The organism is Xanthomarina arctica (genome assembly GCF_014638915.1).
Classification (GTDB): Bacteria; Bacteroidota; Bacteroidia; order Flavobacteriales; family Flavobacteriaceae; genus Xanthomarina; species Xanthomarina arctica.
Genome location: NZ_BMFQ01000001.1, coordinates 320306 through 339916, shown reverse-complemented (window position 1 = coordinate 339916; position 19611 = coordinate 320306). Strand labels below are relative to the sequence as shown.

Annotated in this window: 16 protein-coding genes; 7 read left to right on the top strand and 9 right to left on the bottom strand. The window is 33.1% G+C overall.

Annotated elements, in window-relative coordinates; all coding sequences use genetic code 11:
- Positions 1-215: 215 nt before the first annotated feature.
- A complete protein-coding gene (locus IEV77_RS01480) occupies positions 216-665 on the top strand; it encodes a nucleoside deaminase (RefSeq protein ID WP_188461141.1) in 450 nt (149 codons plus the stop codon).
- Here the strand turns inward: IEV77_RS01480 and IEV77_RS01475 are convergent.
- The 3 genes from IEV77_RS01475 to aspS form a co-directional block, all read right to left on the bottom strand.
- Positions 662-913 (bottom strand): hypothetical protein, encoded by a 252-nt coding sequence (locus IEV77_RS01475; RefSeq protein ID WP_188461140.1) that lies wholly within the window; start codon positions 911-913, stop codon positions 662-664. The genes IEV77_RS01480 and IEV77_RS01475 overlap by 4 nt on opposite strands.
- Positions 913-2712, bottom strand: a complete 1800-nt coding sequence (locus IEV77_RS01470; protein WP_188461139.1) for a chloride channel protein — start codon at positions 2710-2712, stop codon at positions 913-915. Before IEV77_RS01470 ends, IEV77_RS01475 begins: the two co-directional genes overlap by 1 nt.
- 257 nt (positions 2713-2969) lie before the next feature.
- A complete protein-coding gene (gene aspS, locus IEV77_RS01465; protein ID WP_188461138.1) occupies positions 2970-4724 on the bottom strand; it encodes an aspartate--tRNA ligase in 1755 nt (584 codons plus the stop codon).
- A 137-nt stretch (positions 4725-4861) separates the two neighbouring features.
- On the opposite strand from aspS, the gene IEV77_RS01460 reads away from it, so the two are divergent.
- Complete coding sequence (locus IEV77_RS01460; protein ID WP_188461137.1) at positions 4862-5140, top strand: hypothetical protein; 279 nt, start codon at positions 4862-4864, stop codon at positions 5138-5140.
- Here the strand turns inward: IEV77_RS01460 and IEV77_RS01455 are convergent.
- The 5 genes from IEV77_RS01455 to IEV77_RS01435 form a co-directional block, all read right to left on the bottom strand.
- On the bottom strand, positions 5132-5440 hold the full coding sequence (locus IEV77_RS01455; RefSeq protein ID WP_188461135.1) for a hypothetical protein: 309 nt from the start codon (positions 5438-5440) through the stop codon (positions 5132-5134). The two genes, IEV77_RS01460 and IEV77_RS01455, sit on opposite strands and share 9 nt — an antisense overlap.
- 152 nt (positions 5441-5592) lie before the next feature.
- Positions 5593-9072 carry an efflux RND transporter permease subunit gene (locus tag IEV77_RS01450; protein ID WP_188461133.1) on the bottom strand — a complete coding sequence of 1160 codons (3480 nt, stop codon included), beginning with the start codon at positions 9070-9072 and terminating at the stop codon, positions 5593-5595.
- Positions 9073-9077: 5 nt separating this feature from the next.
- On the bottom strand, positions 9078-10277 hold the full coding sequence (locus tag IEV77_RS01445; protein WP_188461131.1) for an efflux RND transporter periplasmic adaptor subunit: 1200 nt from the start codon (positions 10275-10277) through the stop codon (positions 9078-9080).
- A 20-nt stretch (positions 10278-10297) separates the two neighbouring features.
- Positions 10298-11641, bottom strand: a complete 1344-nt coding sequence (locus IEV77_RS01440; protein WP_188461129.1) for a TolC family protein — start codon at positions 11639-11641, stop codon at positions 10298-10300.
- Positions 11642-11672: 31 nt separating this feature from the next.
- Positions 11673-12269 (bottom strand): TetR/AcrR family transcriptional regulator, encoded by a 597-nt coding sequence (locus IEV77_RS01435; RefSeq protein WP_188461128.1) that lies wholly within the window; start codon positions 12267-12269, stop codon positions 11673-11675.
- A gap of 123 nt (positions 12270-12392) precedes the next feature.
- Here IEV77_RS01435 and IEV77_RS01430 point away from each other — a divergent pair, with 123 nt between their 5' ends.
- The gene (locus tag IEV77_RS01430; RefSeq protein ID WP_188461126.1) at positions 12393-13367 is read left to right on the top strand and encodes a polyprenyl synthetase family protein; all 975 of its coding nucleotides are present in this window, start codon (positions 12393-12395) and stop codon (positions 13365-13367) included.
- A 31-nt stretch (positions 13368-13398) separates the two neighbouring features.
- Entirely contained in the window at positions 13399-13749 is a 351-nt protein-coding gene (locus IEV77_RS01425) for a hypothetical protein (RefSeq protein ID WP_188461124.1), read from the top strand.
- Positions 13750-13764: 15 nt separating this feature from the next.
- On the opposite strand, the gene IEV77_RS01420 is transcribed toward IEV77_RS01425, so the two are convergent.
- A complete protein-coding gene (locus IEV77_RS01420) occupies positions 13765-14307 on the bottom strand; it encodes an alpha-ketoglutarate decarboxylase (protein ID WP_188461122.1) in 543 nt (180 codons plus the stop codon).
- Positions 14308-14423: 116 nt separating this feature from the next.
- Between IEV77_RS01420 and IEV77_RS01415 the strand changes: the two genes are divergently transcribed.
- The 3 genes from IEV77_RS01415 to odhB all read left to right on the top strand — a co-directional run bounded on the left by IEV77_RS01415 (position 14424) and on the right by odhB (position 19501).
- Positions 14424-17183, top strand: coding sequence for a 2-oxoglutarate dehydrogenase E1 component (locus tag IEV77_RS01415; protein WP_188461120.1), 2760 nt, complete (start codon positions 14424-14426; stop codon positions 17181-17183).
- On the top strand, positions 17184-18146 hold the full coding sequence (locus IEV77_RS01410) for a DUF3887 domain-containing protein (protein ID WP_188461118.1): 963 nt from the start codon (positions 17184-17186) through the stop codon (positions 18144-18146). It abuts the gene before it with no gap.
- 134 nt (positions 18147-18280) lie between these two features.
- On the top strand, positions 18281-19501 hold the full coding sequence (gene odhB, locus IEV77_RS01405) for a 2-oxoglutarate dehydrogenase complex dihydrolipoyllysine-residue succinyltransferase (RefSeq protein WP_188461116.1): 1221 nt from the start codon (positions 18281-18283) through the stop codon (positions 19499-19501).
- The last annotated feature ends 110 nt before the right edge of the window (positions 19502-19611 follow it).

Genomic DNA, 19611 nt, shown 5'->3' with positions numbered 1-19611 from the left:
CAAGATATTCAGTAAAATTATTAAAATAGAAGTTATTTTGGTGGTTTTGATGCATATTTTAAAATATAATTCTTGTTTTAAGAATTTTATATTTTAAGTATTAATGGACATTGAAATAGTGCCACTCATGAGGTTATTGAAAACGAATTGATTTTTATTTGAATAATTTGAAAACAGCTATACATTTATAGCTGTCTTTTTTTATTTTTACAGGTATGGAAAACATGTTTGATGATAGTTATTTTATGAAAAAAGCACTTCAAGAAGCAGAAATAGCTTTTGATAAAGGCGAAATTCCTGTTGGAGCCGTTATTGTAGTTGAAAATCGGATTATTGCCAGAGCCCATAATTTAACCGAACTTTTAACTGATGTTACTGCTCATGCAGAAATGCAGGCAATTACAGCAGCATCCAATTTTTTAGGTGGCAAATATTTAAAAGATTGCACATTGTATGTTACTTTAGAACCTTGTCAGATGTGTGCAGGAGCTTTGTATTGGAGTCAAATAAGTAAAATTATATATGGAGCCAAAGACGATGAAAGAGGCTGTACAGCCTTAGGAACAAAGTTACATCCAAAAACTATTATGGTTGGTGGTGTTTTAGCTGAAGAGGCTTCTAGCTTAATGAAACGCTTTTTTATAGAAAGAAGAAATTTAAACTAAGAACCTTTCTTTTCCTTATATTCTCTCATTTTGTCTAAATTCTCCTTGTTAATCATGTAATCTTTCATGTCTCTATCTTTCCATCTATAATATGAAAACAAAGGAAAAACAAGTAAAAATAGACCAACAACTCCAAAGCCAATAAGTTTTTGTGAATAAGTAACATCTAATAAATAGCCTGCAAGAATACTTCCTATTGAAAGGACAAGTAGGATGCTAGTGATGGTTTTAATAATAGAAATTTTCATTAAGTAAAGTTAATTAATTCGCGTCTATATGCTGTTAATAATTTAGATTTAGAGACAAAACCATAATATTTTCCGTTCTTAATAACTGGTAAGTTCCAAGCATTTGTATCTTGAAATTTTTGCATAACGATCCGCATTGAATCTTTTTCATAATCTATAAAACCAGGAGGGATATGCATAAATGTTTCCACCGATGTTGACTCATATAAAGATTGATCGAACATGATACTTCTAATATCATCTAAAAGTATGATTCCTACCAAAATATTATCTTGATTTATAACAGGAAATAAGTTTCTATTAGATTTTGAAACACCTTTATGTAGCATGTCTCCCAAAGACATTTCCGGTTGTAATTTTATAAAGTCTTGTTCAATAACACTATCAATATTCATGGAAGTAAGAACATTATGATCTTTATCGTGGGTTAATAAGTTACCTCTTTCAGCTAGTTCTTTGGTGTAAATGGTGTGTTCCATATAATTTTTAGTAATCATATACGAAATAGCAACGGTAATCATTAATGGCAAAAATAATTCATAGCCTCCAGTAATTTCAGCAATTAAAAAAATGGCAGTCAGTGGTGCATGAATTACCCCAGCAATCAGTCCTGCCATTCCAATTAAAGTGAAATTAGATTCTGATACCTGATGGCCAAACCCAATGTTATTAATTACTTTGGCAACCACGTTACCTAAAGCACTCCCCATAACCATGGTTGGCACAATAACTCCGCCAACTCCTCCAGCAGCAAAGGTAGTAGTCATGGCAATAACTTTAAAAATAGTAAACCCAATCAGTAATACAATTACAACCCAAATATTATCTAAATAATCATCAAATAAGTTCGATCCTAAGGCATGTAAATGATTTCCATCAAATAAATCTCTTGTAAAACTTAAACCTTCACCATAAAGAGGTGGAATAAAATAAAGCATAACCCCAATAGAGGAACCGCCAACAAGTAGTTTAATAAATTTGGTTTTAAACCTGTCAAAGAAGGCATAAATAGCAAAGTAAATTTTTGTGAAATAGATCGATGCAATTCCTGTTACAAGACCCAATATGATATAAAATGCGGTATCGTTTATGGTAAATTTATCGGTTAACGTGAAATTAAAAAGAACCTCATCTCCAAGGAAAAAATAAGAGGTTAATACCGACGAAATTGACGCGATCAACAAAGGTAATAAAGACACAAAAGTTAAGTCTAAGCTAAAGACTTCAACAGCAAAAACGATGGCCGCAATAGGCGATTTAAACATTGATGCTATGGCTCCTGCAGTAGCACATGCTATAAGTAAGGTTCGTGTTTTCTTGTCGATATGCATTAACCTACTCAAATTAGAACTAATGGCAGAACCCGAAGTAATGGCAGGGCCTAGTAATCCTACAGAACCACCAAAACCAATAGTTAAAGGCGCAAGTATTAATGGGTGGTAAATTAATTTATAAGAAAGAAGTCCTTTTTGCCTTAAAAGCGAATATAAAAGGGATGGAACTGCCCGTTTAATATAAGGAGGTACTGAAGGAGACATCTCTTTTCGAAACATGTATTTCTTAATAAGATACACCAACAATAGTCCTACTATGGGTAGAATAAAATACAATTGATTTTGAGAAAAAACAATGCCTTCTTCAAGCGAAACTTGAATGGAATAGGTTATGTTTTTTAAAGTTACAGCAGCAAGACCAGCCGATAACCCAACAAAGGCACTCAAAAATAAAACAAAGTTTTTCTGGGAAATATGTTTATATCTCCAAAGCAAAAATTGTTTTATTAAAGATTTCATGTCCATTTATTGCTTCGATTCAGAATTTAAAAGTAATAAATCTTCCATATAGATTTGTCTTAAGACTTCAGAATTGATCTTTTTAGGTGAATAGTTATTTATGTTTCATGAATCCGTTTAATAATTCATAACATAGTAAGCATATCCATACAAGCCAAATAATATGATAGTAAAGACGACGACTACATATAAAACGATTTTTATAATCTTCTTTCTCATAAATTAAAACTACTAAAAAATCCTGCAATTGCAGGATTTAATATTTATGATTTTAAATGGAGCTTTAAACTAAGTTCCGCCAATTGTTTATCGTCAATTGGAGCCGGAGCATCTATCATGACATCACGTCCTGAATTATTCTTTGGGAATGCTATAAAATCTCTAATGGTCTCTTGTCCACCAAGAATAGCAACCAATCTATCTAAACCGAAAGCCAAACCACCATGTGGAGGCGCTCCATATTCGAAAGCATTCATTAAAAATCCAAATTGTGCTTGAGCTTCTTCTTTTGTAAAGCCTAAGTAATCGAACATTAAGGCCTGCGTTTTTTTATCGTGAATTCTTATAGAACCACCACCAATTTCGTTTCCATTCATAACCAAATCGTAAGCATTGGCTTTTACTTCTCCAGGATTTGTAGCTAGTAATTCTAATTGTCCAGGTTTAGGTGACGTAAATGGATGATGCATGGCATGATAACGTTCGGTGTCTTCATCCCATTCTAAAAGAGGGAAATCCATAACCCAAAGTGGAGCAAATTCATTTGGTTTACGTAGGCCTAAACGTTCTGCTAATTCCATACGCAAAGCACTCAATTGTGCTCTTACTTTATTTTTATCTCCAGAAAGCACGCAAATTAAATCGCCAGCTTTAGCACCCGTTTTTTCAGCCCATTTGGCTAAATCATCTTGATCGTAAAACTTATCTACAGACGATTTGTATGTTCCATCATCATTACAACGTGAATAAATCATTCCTAAAGCACCAACTTGAGGACGTTTTACCCAATCAATTAATTGGTCTATTTCTTTTCTGGTATAGCTATTTCCTCCCGGAACAGCGATTCCAACAACCAGTTCTGCGGCATTGAATACCTCAAAATCTTTGTGTTGTGCAACCTCATTCAATTCGCCAAATTCCATTCCAAAACGAATGTCTGGTTTGTCATTTCCGTATAAACGCATGGCATCATCATACAACATTCTTGGAAATTCGTTTATTTCAACGCCATTCACTTCTTTTAATAAATGACGAGTAAGTCCTTCAAAAGCATTTAAAATATCTTCTTGTTCCACAAAAGCCATTTCGCAGTCAATTTGCGTAAATTCTGGCTGTCTATCTGCACGTAAATCTTCGTCTCTAAAACATTTTACTATTTGGAAATATTTATCCATGCCTCCAATCATCAAGAGTTGTTTGAAGGTTTGTGGGCTCTGTGGAAGGGCGTAAAATTGTCCTTCGTTCATTCTGCTAGGAACAACAAAATCTCTAGCGCCTTCTGGAGTAGATTTAATTAAATATGGCGTTTCAACTTCAATAAAACCTTCTTTTGAAAGATAATTTCTAACTTCCTGCGTTACTTTATGACGAAAAACCAAGTTGTTTTTAACCGGATTTCTTCTAATATCTAAATAGCGATATTTCATTCTAATATCTTCACCGCCATCTGTTTTGTCTTCAATAGTAAATGGAGGTAATAAAGATTCATTTAAAACAGTCAGCTCAGTAACCAAAATTTCAACATCACCAGTTGCCATATTTGGATTTTTAGAAGCACGTTCAATAACAGTTCCAGTAACCTGAATTACAAATTCACGACCTAGATTTTGTGCTTGATCTATCATAGCTTTAGGCGTACGTTCTTCATCAAAAACCAATTGCGTGATGCCGTAACGATCGCGTAAATCTATCCAAACAATAAAACCTTTATCACGAGACTTTTGTACCCAACCAGAAAGTGTTACTTCATTATTGATATGTGATGCTCTTAATTCACCACAAGTATGACTTCTATACATAAATTTAAAATTTGTACACCTACGCTAAAGCTTCGGTGCATGAGGATGCAAATTTAAGGAAGTTAACTGATTATGAAATGAAAATGATTAATTAAAATATGTAGATTTACAATCAATAACATTAGAGTGATTCGAAAATGAAGGAAGTTTGGACAACGGAAGCAAAAGAGACTTATTTAAGTAATATTAAGTATCTTAAAACTCAGTGGACCAACAAGGAAATTCAATTTTTTATGGATACCTCTTTAGAAGCGATAGATTTATTACTTCAAAATCCAAAATTAGGAAGTTATGATGCTACATGGAAAGCCTATAAATTTTTAATTGTACCACAAGTTTATCTTTATTATGAGGTTAAAAACGATGAATTAATTTTGCTTTCGTTCTGGAATAATTATCAAAAACCACTATTCTAATAGCGTATTTATTTCTTTTAAAATGTCTTCTCTACTGTGTGTTCTATGGTTGTTGTAATCGGATTTACCACGATTAATACTTTCTTTCAATTCTTGTAAGTATGATTCTTCAGGATTTAAAATTCTTACAATTTTAAGTGTTTCATCTGCAGTAAAAGTAAGTGATTTTAATTTTCTGTAAAATGTAGGTGAAGGAATTCCAGAAGCTTCAATAATAAAACTCTTTTTTAAAGCTGATTTATTAATTAAATCTGCTAAGGATTCTAGAATATTCTTATATGTGATAATTTCTTGAATCATAAATAATAATTTGTAATATCAAATATAACAAATGTTTTAATGGGCTACAAATTTAAGGAAGGTAAATGATCATCAAATAAAAAGCCTCAACAATTGTCGAGGCTTTTCCGCTATTAATCATTCCTTTTATTAGAGAATAAAAAGAAAGGTAATTAGTTAAGGTCTGTAGTCGTTCTTTTTGTGCGAATCCACATTTTTAATTGCACAGATAAATAGAACAATACAGGAACTACTATTAGTGTTAAGAAAGTTGCGATAAATAGACCGTAAATAACGGTCCATGCTAAAGGTCCCCAGAAAACAACATTGTCTCCACCCATATAAATATTAGCATCGAATTCTTTAAAAAGTGTAAAGAAATTAATGTTTAAACCAATGGCTAAAGGAATTAATCCTAAAATAGTAGTAATAGCTGTTAATAATACTGGTCGTAAACGTGCTTTTCCAGCTCTTACAATGCTTTCAAATAAATCTTCTTTTTCTAAATAGTCATGGTCGTCTAGATCTAAATCTTGTTTTTTCCTGTCTATTAATAGTTGTGCATAATCCAGAAGTACCACCCCATTATTTACTACAATTCCTGCTAGTGAAATTATACCAACCATGGTCATCATAATTACAAAGGCACTTCCTGAGAGAACAATCCCTCCAAAAACCCCAATAAAACTTAAGAATATGGCAAACATAATAATGGCCGGTTTTGAAATGGAGTTAAACTGAAATATTAAGATGAAAAATATCAATCCGAGACCTGTAAAAAAGGCACCCATTAAAAAAGTCATTTGTTTGTTTTGTTCTTCAATCTGACCAGTGTAATCAATTTTAATATTGTCTTGTAAACCTTCGTAGTTTTTCATTTCTTTTTGAACCTGGGCTACAATGGCTCCTGCATCTGTAAAACCAGGTGATAAGGCTGAATAAACCGTAACCACACGTTTGGTAGCTTTATGTTTAATAGCACTAAACCCAGAGTTGTTTTCGTGTTTTGTAACTGCGGAAACAGGAATGCTTTTTATCTTTCCAGAGTTGTCTCTAAACGTGATATTTTGATTAAAAAGTGCACTAGTGTTATAACGATTGTCTTCATTAAAACGCACATAGATATCGAAATCGTCACCGTCTTCTTTATAAATACCAGCTTTAGAACCAAAAATAGAGTTACGTAATTGCTGTCCTATTTGAGACGCACTAATACCTAATTCTCCAGCTTTTTCTCTGTCTACCACTACTTTCATAGTAGGTTTATCCTTATTAACATCTATTTTAAGTTCATCAATACCTGGAATGTTTTTGTTATTGATAAATTCACGCATGTTTTCGGCTGTATTAATCAGCTCGTCATAATCGTCTCCTTCAATTTCAATATTGATTGGCGACCCTGCCGGTGGACCATTAGCATCTTTTTCAACAGAAATTAAAACTCCTGGAAAAATACCAACTAATGCTTTTTGTACTTTTTGACGCAATAGTTCACTGTCTTCTCCACGACGAAATTTATATTCACGCATGGAAGCTGTAATCTTGGCTTTGTGAGGCATTTCGGCAGAAGATCCACTATCTGTTTGTGGATTCCCAGCTCCTTCACCTACTTGAGATACAGCACTTTCAACCATGAAATTATAGTCTCCATCTTTGTACTGGTCATTGTTGATTACTTTGGAAACAATCTTTTCAATTTCAAGAGTAATCCCATTGGTTTTTTCAATAGCTGTTCCTTGTGGATATTCTATATACACAATAATCTGGTTGGGTTTATTGTCTGGAAAAAATTCCACTTTGGTTCGTTGAATCATTAAAGAATATACAAAAGCAGCAATGGCCAAGAAAAACAGGAGTGTTGTTAATCCACTTAAGATATATGGTTTCCATCCAGATAAAGCCCAACGTAATTGACGCTCATACCATTGTTCTAACCTAACCAGTGTTTTAGTTTGGAAGCTATTAGCCCATTTACGTAAAAATAATCGATACACCCAAAGCATGATGGCTGTAAAAATCATTAGAGACCCAAGAGCGCGATATTCACCACCAAAAAGGAGTATTAAAAGACCAATTACCGCCATGATTAAAGTGGTTCTAATTATTTCTTTTATAGGCATGTCTTTATCTTCAATACTCATAAATTGAGAGACTAAAACCGAGTTAAAGAAAATGGCAACAAATAAAGATGAGCCTAAAACTACTGAAAGTGTAATAGGTAAAATCATCATAAATTCACCCATAATTCCTGGCCATAAACCTAAAGGGATAAAGGCTGCGACCGTTGTTGCTGTAGAAATAATAATAGGAAAAGCAATTTCACTAATACCTTTTTTGGCAGCTTCAATCCTGCTCATGCCTTCTTCATCCATGAGTCGATAGACATTTTCTACCACTACAATTCCGTTATCCACTAGCATTCCAAGACCCATAATTAATCCAAAAAGAACCATGGTGTTTAAACTTTGTCCTAATAGATTTAATATCATAAGCGACATAAACATGGACATTGGGATAGCAAAACCAACAAATATGGCATTCTTAAATCCTAGAAAGAACATTAAAACGGTAACAACAAGGATAACTCCAAAAATAATGTTGTTTACTAAATCGTCTACTTGTCCAATGGTTACAGGAGATTGATCGTTTGCAATAGTTACTTTTAAATCTGGAGGAAAGACATTGTCTATAGCATCTTGAACTATAACCTGAATTTGCTCGGCAGCAGCAACCATGTTTTTCCCGGCGCGTTTTTTCACGTCCAACATAACTACAGGTTCGCCAAATTCTCTGGCAAAAGTGGTTTTGTCTTCTTCGTGAAACGTAACTGTTGCTACGTCTTTTAAATAGATAGCATGACCTTCATCTGCTTTTACAACAAAGTTTTTAAGTTGGCTAGGGTTATCAATTTCACCTAAAATCCTAATGGTTCTTCTTTGACCACTAGTTTTTAAATTTCCGGCAGACATGGTAACGTTTCCGTTGTTAATGGCTCCAATAATATCAGAAAAGGTGACATCGGCAGCCATCATTTTGTAGATATCTACAGCAACTTCAACTTCTTTGTCTTGAGCCCCACGAATATCTACTTTTTTAATTTCCATTAAATCTTCAATCTCATCTTGAAGATATTCGCCATATTCTTTTAATTTTTCAATAGGATAATCCCCAGAAATATTAATGTTAAGAATTGGCATTTCTTCTGAAAGGCTCAGTTCGAAAACATCTGGTTTTACCTTAGCTCCATTAGACATTGGCCAATCTTCTCCAGCTGTAATGGTGTCAATTTCGTCTTTAACTTTTTGTTTGGCTTGTTCAACTGTAAGATGTTCATCGAATTCCACAATAATCATGGAGAAATCTTCTTGTGATGTTGAAGTTATTTCAACAACACTACTTACCGTTTTTAGTTCGTCCTCCAAGGGATCTGTAATCAGTTTTTCAACATCTTCAGCAGTATTTCCTGGATAAATAGAACTTACATATATCTTAGTTTCATTTACTTCTGGGAAGTTTTCCCGAGGCATATCGAAAAAGGCAGAAACACCTAAATAAAATATGACCAGAATAAGCACATACATGGTGGTCTTGTTGTTGATTGCCCATGTTGATAAACCAAATTCTTTATCGACTTGTTTTTTCTTTTTAGTCATTAGTCTTATTCGTTAGTGCTGTTAGTTTTATCGTTTGGTAAATCAATTACTTTAACTGTTTGCCCATCTTTTACACTTCTAGCACCTTCTTTTACAATTTCAGCACCATCTTCAATACCTTCAAGGACTTCAATAACATCTCCTTGTGTTCTTCCAGTTTTTATAATAACACGAGTGGCATCACCTTCACCTTTAGCATTTTTATTTGTGATGACATAAATGTATTGTTCGCCTTCTGCATTTTCTGAAATAATGCTTTGTGGAATTAGTAAAGCGTTTTCGTTTGTATAATCGTTAATTTTAAGACGTGATGTTAAGTTTGGTTTGATGCTTTTGTCTTCGTTTGGAACACTTACTTCAATTTTAAAAGTTCTGTTTGCAGGATTTATAACATCACCAGCTTGACGAATAGTAGTTTCAATGGTTTTTCCTAAGACAGGAAATTCTACAGTCACATTTTTACCTCTAACAACATCGCTTACGTAGCTTTCTGGTACATCTGTTTCAATATACATGTTGTCTAGGTTTACAATTCGTAAGATAGGAGTTTGCCCTGCAGATACAACGCTTCCTTGCTGCGTAATAACATCGTCTATAGTTCCTGAGAAAGGTGCTGTAACACTCGTTTTAGAAATTTGTTGCTTCAATTGGCTTACGGCTTTATCTTGAGATTCGTAAGTAGATTTTGCTTGTAAGTATTGTATTTCACTTCCTATGTTTTGATCCCATAAACGTTTTTGACGTTCAAAGGTAGTTTTAGCAAGATTGGTTTGTATTTCTAATTGAGCCAATTGTTGTCCTAAACCGCCATCGTCAATTTTAGCTAATAGTTGTCCCTTAGATACTTTCTGACCCTCTTTTACATAAACGTTAGTTAAAATACCATTGTATTCCGGAGTAATAATTAAAAGATCTTTGGTTGTTACATTTCCTTGAATTTCTAAAAGGTGATTAAAGACTTCCTCGTGTACTTGGAAGGTTGTAATTAATGGAATTTTTCTAATCGTATCTAATTGCGATATTTTTTCATTTAACAATTTTATCTGATCACTTAAACCTTGTTGTTCCGTGTCAATCTCATTGCGTTTTTCTTTTAATAAAGTCAAATTGTCTGATGTAATAACATCTTCAAAAGAATTCGCTTTTTTATCGCCACAAGACGTTATAATAAGAGCAAGGATTATGAGGGTTTTTATATTTTTCATGGGTATATATGATTAATGACTTAGTAGTTTACTGTATTTAATATGGTTTCTAATTCTGCTTTTTTGGTAATAACGTCGAACATGGATTGTAAATACTCCTGTTGTGCTGAATAAAGTTGTGTTTGTGCTTGTCTTAAATCGAAACTAGAAGCAATACCTTCAAAAAATTTGGTTTGATTTTTTTTCTCAATTCTTTCGGCTAGATTTAAGTTTATACTTTTGTTTTCGTATTCTTCAATGGCAAATTGGTAGTCGCTTTTTGCATTTGCTATTTGAAATTTTAATTGTTGTACAGTTTCAGTTAAGTTTTCTTTAGCTATTTCTAAGTCTATTTTAGCTTGTTGGGTTGAAGCACTTCTCATGCCAGAACTAAATATTGGAATAGACATACTAACACCTAAAAGAGAAGAGCCATACCATTTTTGATTGTTAGTTGCGAATGTGAATTTATCGTCAAACCCGCTATATCCAGCATTTATAAAAGCATTTAAGCTAGGTAAGTAACTGCTCTTTTCTAGTTTCAATAACAGTTCTCTAGTATATTCTTGGTTTTTTGCAATTTGATAATCGATGGTGTTTTCAACATTTTCATCAACACTTAGTAATTCTAATGAAATATTTTGAAGCGTTAGAGTTTCTAAATTGTCTGTTAAAATAGTTGGCTCATTAAGGTCGATACCTAAGGTAATATTGAACATTTTATAGGATAAATCCTTAAGACGACTAATCTTACTTAAATAGTTTTCTAATCCTGTAAGGGTAATTTGTAACTGCTCAACACTTTCTTCTTCAGCTAAACCGTTTTCATATATTTTTGTGGTTTCATTTAGATTTTTTTCAAGCACTTCAATGTTTTTGTTTGCAATAAGTAAGTTTTCATCAGCTAACAAAACATTTCCATAAGCATTAATCACTGCTTGACGTACTTCTAAATCTGTTTTGGTTTTGGAGTTTTCTGAAATTTCTAAATAAACTTTTGCCGATTGTAAACCTACTATATAAGAACCGTCAAAAATTAGTTGGTTTAATGTAGCAAAGGCACTAACGCTTTGTTTAGGACTGAAATAAACGGGAACAAAGGTGCCAGGATCTCCACCCGCAATTTCTGCTGGAAGTAAAGATACTTGCTGTTTTATCCAATTTTGGTAATCGATAGCACCATCAATTTGAGGTAATCCAGTAGCCGTAGTTTCCTTTTTTTGTTGCTCGGAAGCTTCAACTTCTCTAACGGCATTTTTTGCAGCTCGATTATTTTCTAAAGCATAATCTATGGCTTCTTCTAAGGTAAATTGACTAGGTATTTCTTGAGAAAATATGCTAGAAGTAAAGAAAATGCTAACAAGTAATATATAAGTGTGTTTCATGTGTTTTTAAGTACGTCTATTTGATATTTTTCTATGGGTTAAGAACGCTGTTTAATTTAGCGATACCTTTTTCTGTGCTAATGCCACGAATATGATATTCTAAATAATTATCCATAAGGTCTCGCATAGAAAAAGTGTTTAGTGGAAACAATTCTGGGTCCTTTAGGCTCATCATGCTACTAAAATAAAGTCTTGAAATAAAATCGATGTTAATCGATGTAAGGTAATAGCCTTCAGTAACACCGCGAGATAAATTACTAGTGACACAATCTTGCATGATACAAAATTGATTCATTTTTAATTTGTTGAAAATCTTAGGGTAATATTTTTGAAGCTGATGTTGTGGCGACGATTTCTCATCTTTTAAATGCTCCATGATGAATATTTTTATTTCAAAAATTTCATCTATCGGGTTTTTGTTTAAAGCACAAATACAGTCTATCCCATGAGAAATCATTTCAAACATGTAAAGCGTGGTCGCTTCAACTAATTTTGTTTTCGTATCAAAATGTTGATAAATAGTTTTTTTAGATATGCCTATTTTATTGGCAATATCGTCCATGGTTACGCTTTTAAACCCGTAGTTTAAAAACATGTCTGATGCACTAATTAGAATTTTGTCTCTCATAATTGAGTGCAAATGTACAATAGGAAACTTTAAAAACCAAAAAAGTTTCCAAAGTTTTAACCATTTGTTAATATTGACAAAAACTTATTGCATAAGTGCCTTTAATTATAGTATTTTTGTTCCATGCAACAAGTACTATTTTATCAGGAAGCATTTGTTTCTTATTTAAACACGTTTACAATAAAGAGACAACCGGAATCTCTGTACAATCCCATAAATTATATTTTAAAATTAGGAGGCAAACGCTTGCGTCCGGTTTTAACTTTAATGACTGCCGAGATTTTTGAGTGTGATTATAAAAAAGCCTTGGATGCCGCTTTAAGCATTGAAGTTTTTCATAACTTTTCTTTGGTCCATGATGATATTATGGACGATGCACCTTTAAGAAGAGGAGAAGAGACAGTTCATGAAAAATGGGACCTTAATACCGGAATTCTTTCTGGAGATGCCATGTTAATTATGGCCTACCAATTATTTGAAAATTACGATGCTTCTATATTCCAAGCCTTGGCAAAATTATTTAGTAAAACGGCATTAGAAGTTTGCGAAGGGCAACAATTTGATGTCGATTTTGAAACCAGAGACGATGTTAGCATTCCAGAATATTTAAAAATGATTGAATGCAAAACAGCTGTTTTAGTTGGTGCAGCCATGAAAATGGGTGCCATTGTTGCTGAAGCGTCTGAAGAAGATCAAGATGTTATTTACGAATTTGGTAAAAACTTAGGGATTGCATTTCAGTTGCAAGACGATTATTTGGATGTGTTTGGAGATCCAAATACGTTTGGAAAACAAGTTGGTGGCGACATTATAGAGAATAAAAAAACCTATCTGTATTTAAAAGCTGTTGAGTTTTCAGAAGCTAATAAGAAAACGGAGCTACAACATTTGTATAGTTTAAATACCACAGATCATTCCGAAAAAATTAATACCGCCAAACAAATATTTATTACTAGCGGTTCGGCTGATGCCACACAAAAAGCTATTGAAAATTACACGAAGAAAGCCTTTTTAGTATTAGAGAAATTAGACATTTCTGAAAAGAATAAATTAGAACTTATCACTTTTGGAGAACAACTAATGGGCAGAAACGTTTAATTGTTTTCTAAAATTAGTTTCAAATATATAAATGAATCAACCACAAACAACACAAGATATTCTTGATACGGCAATACAACTAGAGTTGTATAAGAAATTGGTAATTCAGTTAAATAAAGACTTTCTATATGCTAACATCGATTTAGATTTTGATGAAGACATTTTGCCTTCAAGTTTAAAACTCATGTTGCATGAAACCATTTTTAGATTGATTCAAGAAAAATTCATGGATTATTTAAATCTACTTTATATAGTAGACGTGCCAGAAGAAAAAGTAAAACAATTAGATGGAAGTGACGTGTTAGTGCTTTCTGAACAAGTAACTTTTTTATTGCTTCAAAGAGAATGGCAAAAAGTTTGGTTTAAACAGAAATATAGTTAATTTCCTTCTTCTTAATTAAAAGTAAATACGTACAAAAGGCATCCAAGGCTGTGCATAAGTGCTTTTATCACTGTCGTATAGAACATCAAATCTAATTCCCATCGTAACATTCTTGGTCTGGTAACCTGCGCCAATAAACAAGGAAGGATACCAATAGTTTTCGTTGTCAAATCCTGTTCTGTTATCCCAATCTACGGTTACATAGTTTTCTTCAAATTCTGCAGAAAGTTGTAATTGGCTAATAGGATTGTAAAGTCCAAGAATGCTTCCTCCAATAATAGTAGATTTGTAAAAATATTTTTGAGAATTATAAGTACCACTTAAGGCAACACCAAAAGCAAATTGTGGGTTAAATTGATAGATAGCACTTGGAGATAGTGTGCCACTAAAAAATTCGTTTCCAAAGCTCAATCCTATGCCACCACCAAACCGTACATGATTCCAAAAATCACTCTTTTGGTTATTAGAAGGTTCCTGTGCAAAAATTGGCATCGAAAACAAACATATAAAAAAGACAAGAAGTATTGATTTTAATTTAATTGGGGCGTTGTTTTTCATAACTTACATTTTGGTTTAAATTACTAGAGTATAAAAATAATAAAACCATATCTAATTTTACTAAAAGTTGTACTTTTGTATAAATTTAGATTAAACGTTTTAGCATTTCCTTTTATATGGACAAATTTTCTTTCTTAAACGCCGCACATACAGCATATTTTGCTGAATTATACGACCAATATTTACAAAGCCCAGATTCTGTAGAACCAAGTTGGAGAGCCTTTTTCCAAGGTTTCGATTTTGGTAGCGAAAGTTCTGGAGAAATAGATCTACCAAGAGAAGACGTTTCTTGCGAGCTTGTTTCTGAAAACCTTACTAAAGAATTCCAGGTTATAAAGCTTATAGATGGTTACAGAACACGTGGGCATCTATTTACAAAGACAAACCCTGTAAGAGATCGCAGAAAATATGAGCCAACATTAGATTTAGAAAACTTTGGGTTGTCTAAATTGGACTTAGGGACCGTTTTTAATGCAGGAGAAGTATTAGGTACCGGACCTCAGACATTACAACAAATTATAAATCATTTAGAGAGTATCTATTGTAGTTCTATTGGTGTAGAATATATGTACATTAGAAAACCTGAGGAAATAAAATGGATTCAGGAAAAACTAAATATTAATGATAATCAGCCAAACTTTTCAGCTGAACAAAAAAAATACATTCTTAAAAAACTAAACGAAGCTGTTTCTTTTGAAAGTTTCTTGCATACAAAATATGTTGGACAGAAACGTTTTTCTTTAGAAGGAGGAGAGTCTTTAATCCCCGCTTTAGATGCTTTGATTGAAAAAGCATCAGAATATGATGTGAAGGAATTTGTTATGGGAATGGCCCACCGTGGTCGTTTAAGTACCTTAACTAATATCTTCGGAAAATCTGCTAAAGATATTTTTAGTGAGTTCGATGGAAAAGATTACGAACAAGAAGTTTTTGATGGTGACGTTAAATATCACTTAGGTTGGACTAGCGACCGAATTACAAATTCAGGTAAGAAAATTAATTTAAATATAGCGCCAAACCCGTCGCATTTAGAAACGGTTGGAGCTGTAGTAGAAGGAATTGTTAGAGCCAAGCAAGACGATAAATATCCGGATAATCCGTCTCAAGTTTTGCCAATTATAGTGCATGGAGATGCCGCTATTGCTGGTCAAGGTATTGTTTACGAGATTGTTCAAATGGCGAAATTAGATGGTTACAAAACAAATGGAACCATACATATTGTTGTAAACAACCAAGTAGGTTTTACTACTAACTATTTAGATGCACGTTCAAGTACGTATTGTACAGACGTTGGAAAAGTAACACTTTCTCCAGTATTGCATGTAAATGCAGACGATGCAGAAGCTGTTGTACACGCCATGTTATTTGCATTAGACTTTAGAATGCAGTTTAAACGCGATGTGTTTATTGATTTATTAGGGTATAGAAAATATGGCCATAATGAAGGTGACGAACCTCGTTTTACACAACCAAAATTATATAAAGCGATTGCTAAGCATGAGAATCCAAGACAGATTTATGCCGAAAAGCTAATTTCTCAAGGAATTATAGATAGTGACTATGTTACTAAATTAGAAGAAGATTATAAAGCTTCTTTAGAAGTAAAATTAGAAGATTCTAGAAAAGAAGATAAAACAGTAATAACCCCATTTATGCAAAATGAATGGGTGAACTATATTTCTGTTGATGAAGATAAAATGATGAAACCTATAGATACAACTTATTCTACGGAAGGGTTGACTAAAATTACAAAGGTTATTTCATCATTACCAAAAGACAAAAAATTTATTCGAAAAATTTCTCGTTTAATAGAATCTAGACAAGACATGTTTGACGAAAACAAGTTAGATTGGTCTATGGCAGAGCATTTAGCTTATGGTTCTATTTTAGAAGAAGGATACGATATTCGAATTTCTGGACAAGATGTTGAAAGAGGAACTTTTTCTCATAGACATGCCGTTGTTAAAGTAGAAGATAGTGAAGAAGAAATTATTCTTCATAATAATATTAGTGATAAGCAGGGACGTTTTTTTATTTATAACTCCTTACTCTCTGAATATGGCGTTGTAGGTTTCGATTACGGTTATGCTATGGCTAGTCCAAATACACTTACTATTTGGGAAGCACAATTTGGAGATTTTAGTAATGGAGCCCAAATTATGTTAGATCAATATATTTCTGCGGCCGAAGATAAATGGAAACTTCAAAACGGGTTGGTAATGCTTTTACCACATGGTTACGAAGGTCAAGGAGCAGAACATTCTTCAGGGAGAATGGAGCGTTATTTACAACTTTGTGCAAAGGACAATATGTATGTAGCAGATTGTACAACGCCTGCTAACATGTTTCATTTATTAAGAAGACAAGTAAAAGCAAAATTTAGAAAACCTCTAATTGTATTTACACCTAAAAGTTTGTTGCGTCATCCATTAGTTGTTTCAACTGTTGATGAGTTTGCAAATGGCGAATTCAAGATGTTAATTGACGACGAAAGAGCAAAAGTGGCTAAAATTAAAACCTTGGTTTTTCTTACAGGAAAATTCTATTACGATTTGCTTGAAGAACAAGAAAAATTAGGAAGAGACGATATAGCTTTAGTTAGAATAGAGCAATTGTTCCCATTACCTGCAAAAGATATTAGAGCGATCTTAAAAAAATATAAAAATGCTGACGATGTGGTTTGGGCTCAAGAAGAACCAAGAAACATGGGGGCTTACAGTCATATGCTAATGCATTTAGACGAAGTGAAAACGTTTAGAGCAGCAACAAGACGAGCATATGGTGCTCCAGCAGCTGGTAGCTCTGTGCGTTCAAAAAAACGTCATAAAGAGGTTATAGATTTTGTTTTCGATAAAACTAAAAACAACCAGCGTTAAATGAAGAAAGGATTATTCATATTATTATTGCTCGTATCTTTAGTGTCTTTTTCACAAGAAAAAGAAAATTATGAAAAAGTACTTTCAGAATTGGAGACTTTTTATAATGAAGGAGATTACAATGCCATATATAATATGTTTAATTACACCATGAAAAAGGCAATGCCACCTTTAAAGACCAATGCATTTTTTGGCGATTTAAAGAATTCCTTAGGAGATATTTCTAATATAGAATTCAATAAATTAACAGATAAAGCTCAAATTTATAAGGTTACATTTGCTTCGGAAGTGAGAGATTTGATGATTTTTTTAGATAAAAACAATAAAATTGGAGGCCTGAAAGTAACTTACCATAGGCCTAAAAGTCTGAAAGAAATTGAAAGAAATGCAACTAAAATGATTTTGCCTTTTAATGACTCATGGTTTGTATTTTGGGGAGGAATAGAAAAAGCTCAAAATTATCACATAGATTACGAGAATCAGCAGTTTGCATATGATTTTTTAATTAGGAAAGATGGTGCAACTTTTAAAGGTGATCCTAAAATAAATGAAAGTTATTTTGCATTTGGAAAAGAGATAATTGCGCCTTGTGACGCTAAGGTTGTTAAAGTAATTACTGGAATTGAAGATAATATTCCAGGAGAAAAAAATGCCAAACAAATAACTGGAAATACCATTATTTTAGAAACTAGTGATAAAGAATATATCATGTTTGCGCATTTAAAACATCAATCAGTTGTGGTTAGAGAAGGACAGTTTATTAGACAAGGAACCTTGTTGGCGCAATGTGGAAATTCTGGAAATTCAACGGAGCCACATTTGCATTTAAGCCTGCAAAACACTGTGGACATGAATATTGCTACTGGTGGGAAAATATATTTTGAAAGAATTTCTGTTAATGGCGAAACAAAAATAGATTATCTTCCTATAAAGGGAGATGTTATAAAGAATATAGGTAGATAGGGTTTTATTTAGAAACCAAATACAAGAAACAATTTAAAGATTTGTCCATAACTTTAAATTAAGAATTGCAAAAGGACAAAAAGAAATAGAACAAAAACAACGTAAGCAAATAGATTACAAATAAAATTATAATTATGATTTTAGAAATGAAAGTTCCTTCACCAGGAGAGTCAATTACAGAAGTAGAAATAGCAACTTGGTTAGTGCAAGATGGAGATTATGTAGAAAAAGACCAAGCAATTGCTGAGGTAGATAGCGATAAAGCTACATTAGAATTACCAGCAGAAGCCAGTGGAACCATTACACTTAAAGCTGAAGAAGGTGATGCTGTTGCGGTTGGAGCTGTTGTTTGTTTAATAGATACTAGTGCTTCTAAGCCAGAAGGAGATTCTGCTCCAACTCCAGCGAAAGAAGAACAAAAGGTTGAAGCTCCTAAAAAAGAAGAAAAACCTGCTCCAGTTGCAGAAACAAAAACATACGCAACAGGAACTGCTAGTCCTGCAGCAAAAAAGATTTTAGCCGAAAAAGGCATGGATGCTTCAGGTATTTCTGGTACTGGAAAAGATGGCCGTGTTACTAAAGAAGATGCTGTACAAGCAGTACCTTCTATGGGAACTCCAACAGGTGGAACAAGAAGTTCTTCAAGAAGTAAAATGTCTATGTTACGTCGTAAAGTAGCAGAACGTTTGGTAGAAGCCAAGAATACAACGGCAATGTTAACCACGTTCAACGAGGTGGATATGTCGCCAATTTTTACTTTACGTAATGAATATAAAGAAACTTTTAAGAATAAGCATAATGTAGGTTTAGGATTCATGTCCTTCTTTACTTTAGCAGTTGTAAGAGCATTAAAAATGTATCCAGCTGTTAATTCAATGATAGATGAGAAAGAAATGATTTCTTACGATTTTGTTGATGTATCTATTGCGGTTTCTGGACCAAAAGGTTTAATGGTTCCAGTAATTAGAAATGCAGAAAATTTATCTTTTAGAGGTGTTGAGGCAGAAGTAAAACGTTTGGCTATCCGTACGCGTGATGGACAAATTACTGTAGATGAAATGACAGGTGGAACTTTTACCATTACTAATGGTGGTGTTTTTGGAAGCATGTTATCTACACCAATTATTAACCCACCTCAAAGTGCTATTTTAGGAATGCACAACATTGTGGAACGTCCAGTAGCTATTGATGGGAAAGTAGAAATTAGACCAATTATGTATGTTGCTTTATCTTACGACCATAGAATTATTGATGGAAAAGAATCTGTAGGGTTTTTGGTAGCTGTAAAAGAAGCGCTAGAGAATCCAACGGAACTATTAATGAATAACGATATTAAGAAAGCTTTAGAATTATAACAAAAAGCTGTTATAGGAATATAAAAAAAGCGCAATCTATTTTTTAGATTGCGCTTTTGTCTTGAAAATAACTAACTAAAAAAAATTAACAAGAATATTGATTGAAATAA